We start from the raw sequence: 1,199 nt of genomic DNA, 5'->3' as shown, positions 1-1,199 counted from the left end.
TGTTTCTTACATCGCTGGTGTAACTGCACCTCCAGGTAAACGTATGGGCCACGCTGGTGCGATTATCTAAGGTGGTAAAGGTACTGCAGAAGACAAATTTGCTGCATTAGAAGCGGCAGGCGTTAAGACAGTTAAGTCTCTAGCAGACATCGGTCAAGGTCTACGTGAAGTAACGGGTTGGTAATTTCTGACTCGTAAAATAAAAAGCCTGGCATTGCCAGGCTTTTTTGTATCTGATCTTGTATTGATTTTGTATGTAAGCCAGCAATAGCACTGAGAATTCTTAATCATCAGATCCGTTTGCTTAACTTGTGCTTATAACTAAGCTTTCCGCTGAATCAGTTGGCTCAGCATAAACAAAGAAGTCGCACTGATCACCACTGATGGGCCTGCTGGTGTGTCGAAGTGCCAAGACAGACTCAGTCCCATTAGAACTGAAATCGCACCTATGATGGATGCGAAGAATGCCATTTGTTCTGGTGTAGAAGACAACTTACGTGCTGTTGCTGCTGGGATGGTCAGTAGTGAAGTCATGATAAGGGCACCGACAAACTTCATACCTACCGCAATCACTACGCCCACCATCAGCATCAAGACCAGACGAATTAAATCTGTGTTCACACCTTCTACAGCGGCTAGCTCTTCGCTGACGGTACTTGATAATAACGGTCGCCAGAATATGTATAAACATGCACTAACGGCAATTACGCCGGCATAAATAAACATCAAATCTTCTGGTGATACAGCTAATAAATCACCAAATAGGTAACTCATTAGATCGACACGAACATTGTCCAAAAAGCTTACTGACACCAAACCGATAGACAAAGAGCTGTGAGCCAGAATTCCGAGTAGGGTATCTGTGGCCACCAGTTGCTGCCTTTGCAGTGTTACAAGGAGTACCGCTAATGCTAAACAGCAGACTAGCAGCGCAAGATAGAGGTTAACGTTCAGTAAGAACCCGAGAGCGAGCCCCATTAACGATGCATGGGCAAGAGTGTCACCGAAGTAGGCCATTTTGCGCCATACAACAAAAGACCCGAGTGGACCTGCGATGATTGCAATACCAATACCAGCGAGAATAGAAGGTAGAAGAAACTCAATCATGGTGATGATGTCCGTGGCTATGGTTAGAGCATGAGGTAGCGTCGCCCGATACTGGAGAGCCAGACAAATCGTGATGGTGATGCTCGTGGTCG

Annotated in this window: 1 protein-coding gene and 1 pseudogene; one reads left to right on the top strand and one right to left on the bottom strand. The window is 45.8% G+C overall.

What is annotated here, in order from left to right:
- Window positions 1–184 (top strand): annotated as a pseudogene (locus R7070_RS25825) (succinate--CoA ligase subunit alpha); the annotation flags it as partial.
- Window positions 185–321: 137 nt separating this feature from the next.
- On the opposite strand, the gene znuB reads toward R7070_RS25825, so the two are convergent.
- Window positions 322–1,107: a zinc ABC transporter permease subunit ZnuB gene (znuB, locus tag R7070_RS25820; protein ID WP_318141466.1), complete on the bottom strand. Its 786-nt coding sequence runs from the start codon at window positions 1,105–1,107 to the stop codon at window positions 322–324.
- Window positions 1,108–1,199 lie beyond the last annotated feature (92 nt).

Origin of the sequence: Vibrio sp. 1557, from assembly GCF_033340175.1 — a bacterium.
Classification (GTDB): Bacteria; Pseudomonadota; Gammaproteobacteria; order Enterobacterales; family Vibrionaceae; genus Vibrio; species Vibrio alginolyticus.
This window is presented reverse-complemented; position numbering and strand designations above follow the sequence as displayed.

What these genes read in the sequence shown, in the direction of transcription:
- znuB (WP_318141466.1), bottom strand. Translation starts at nt 1,107, where the DNA reads ATGATTGAGTTTCTTCTACCTTCTATTCTCGCTGGTATTGGTATTGCA.